General features: G+C 59.2%; 1 rRNA gene. It reads right to left on the bottom strand.

The annotated features are described in order from the left end of the window. Window positions 1-200: 200 nt before the first annotated feature. Window positions 201-2,844 (bottom strand): 23S ribosomal RNA (locus ACP5J3_RS12550); the annotation flags it as partial.

Here is a 2,844-nt window from a genome sequence, read left to right as displayed (position 1 = left end):
GTGATGAGACGACGGTTTACGGACCGGTGAAGAGCGTTACCCTAGCTGAGGCCTCCTCCCAGCATACGACAAGCTAGCCTACACTACTCCTGTACCCGAGAACGAGATACAAGAATATAGTGAGGGGGTCTACGCCGCAGGTAGGCCTACCAAGAGACGCGCCCGAGCCCGCGTGGGCTAACGCCCTCGCTCCCGGGTGAGTAGCTACGGCGTCGGGCTCTTGGGAGCGGCGGGCTGAACCCCTCGGGTGAACCCCTCGGGGCTCACACCCCCGCCCCATCAACCCCGTCTTCTACGGGAGCCCTCGTGCCCCGGGGTCGCCCCCAGGGCAACGGCCGCCTCGTCTCGGGGAGGGCTTCCCGCTTAGATGCATTCAGCGGTTATCCCCCACGGCGTGGCTGCCCGGCAGTGCCCTGCCGGACAACCGGCACACTAGAGGCCGCGGCGCCCCGTTCCTCTCGTACTGAGGGCACCTTCCCCTCAGGCGGCCAGCGCCCCCGACAGGTAGAGACCGACCTGTCTCGCGACGGTCTGAACCCATCTCACGTTCCCCTTTAATGGGCGGGCCTGGGGGGCGGGCTGGAGGGGGCTAGAGAGAAAAGAGAGAGGGGAGAACTTAACGGGGTGGAGGGGCTTCACAAGCCTGGCAAACAACACGGCGTTGCTCCCCCTAACCACAAGCTTGAAGAACCTCCCTCCGTAGTTCTTAACGCCGTACCTCACCCCCAGCGACGACAGCACCACGCCCGCCGCGTCTACAACTCTCACATCCGAATTCCCCAACTCCACAACGGGGTAGGGGCGCCTCTTCCTCCTATCGAAGTACAAAGTGCCGTCGCTGTCAAACAACCCCCGCACAAAGGAAACAGTCGGCGACTGAAGAAGCCGCTCAACAGCTTCGCCGATAAGTTCGTAAAACTCCCTGCTGTTCACCCTAACTCTGTAGTAGCTCCCATACGACCTCACGTGGGGATTCAAGCGGCACGCCCTCAGCATATCGGCCAAAACCGCCACGTACTCCACATCTCTGTCGTATATCTCCATAACGTACTCCCTCGCCCTCTTGTTGTAGTACAACGTCCCATCCCCCTTAACCACACCGGCGAGATACTCCAAATCGCACTCCATAGAGAGAAAGATGAACAGGTATAAAAGCCCCCTCCCGCACCCGCCTAGCCCCACCCTTGGCGGCTGCTGCACCGCCAGGATGGGAAGAGACGACGTCTGGGTACCAAACCGCGGGGTCGATGGGGACTCTCACCCGCGACGAGCCGGTTATTCCTAGGGTAACTTTTCTGTCATGCCCGGCCCCCAAGCACCCCCACCCGGGTTTAAGAAAGAGTAATTCCGAAAAAGGGAGGGCTTTCAACGCCCCAGAAGTTGAGCAACCTCCTCCTCTTTTCGGGGTGGAGAAACCCCACGGTATATGCAAACCTCGCTATGTTCTCCACCCCCGTTATGACAACTACGTGATCCAAACCGCTGGCCCTCCTCTCCGTATACACCCTGTGAGGAATATTATTCTGAGCCAACACCTTAGCAAACGCCGATGCAACCCGCTCATCTCTGTTAGTAAACTTCACTCTATTGGGATTTCCTCTTATCACAGAAGCCTCGGCATCTGCCAAACCTCTTGCAAAGGCGACCGTGGGGCTCCCGAGAAGTCTCTCCCACACCTCCGCAATCGAAGACACAAAACTCTTACTGTACACCACCAACTCATACCACCTGCCACCTCCCCTAGCGTAAATATGCGCCTCATACCCCAGTCCGCCAATCAACTTCGCAACAAGCACCAGGAACTCACGCCACCTATCGTAAATTCTATACTGGTAGTCGTGTCTATCTCTATCTATCCACAGATATCCGTCAGCCAACAAACCAGCTAAATACTCAACCACATCCTCCACGCTCCCACAGCCCTCCCCCAAATTTAAGCATAACCCGAGGTGGGTCTGGTGGGGGCACGAGCGTTCTCTAGGCCCCGGTTTCCCGCCTGGGCCCCGTGCGTTCAAGGGCCCAGTCAGCCCGGCTTTTGCCCTTACACTCTACGGCGGATTTCTGACCCGCCTGAGCCGAGCTTTGGGCACCCCCGATATCTTTTCAGGGGTGTGCCGCCCCAGCCGAACAGCCCGCCTGCCGCTGTCCCCGCCTCGCGGCGGGTAAGCGGAGGGGCGGAGAGTGGGTGGTGTTCCAGGACCGCATCCACGGAGCCCGGAGACCCCGTTTCACCGCTCCCACCTACCCTCTGCACCCCCCACCCCCCCGCAACGACAGGCTGCTGTGAAGCTCCATAGGGACTTCTCGCCCCGTCGGGGGTCCCAGGACTGTGCACCTGGAGGTGGGTTCGCCGGGCCCCGGGCCGGGACAGTGGGGACCTCGTTGATCCATTCATGCACGCCGGAACTATCGGGAGACTGGGGCGGTGCCAAAGAAGTGAGGCACCGCCGCCAGCCCTTACCCGGCAAGGCATTTGGCTACCTTAAGAGGGTCAGAGCTGGGCCCCCGCCCCCTGCCCGAGGTTGAGAAAGAGGACAGCCCTGGCGTGTTTAAGGGGGTGGTCTGTCCCAACGATTTCAACAAATTTCCTAACATCGCCACTACTAATCTGCAGAGCGTATGTGCCGTATCTGTCAGATCTAAACACCTCCGTGGTTGAGATACCCAACACCGCAAGCATAGCTTTAACCGCCTCTAGAAGAGCCCTATCTTTCTGCGCCATTCTGATGTAAACCCGCCTCTTATCCTGCCTCGCAATTGTACCCTCCGCGTCGAAAAATCCACGTATAAACTTCACAATCAAATCTCTGTCAACAGGTGGCGAAGTGCGGACTTTAACCCACC

It is taken from the genome of Pyrobaculum sp. (assembly GCF_049971835.1).
Classification (GTDB): Archaea; Thermoproteota; Thermoprotei; order Thermoproteales; family Thermoproteaceae; genus Pyrobaculum.
The sequence above is the reverse complement of the archived record's forward strand: the minus strand, read 5'-3'. Positions and strand labels throughout refer to the sequence as shown.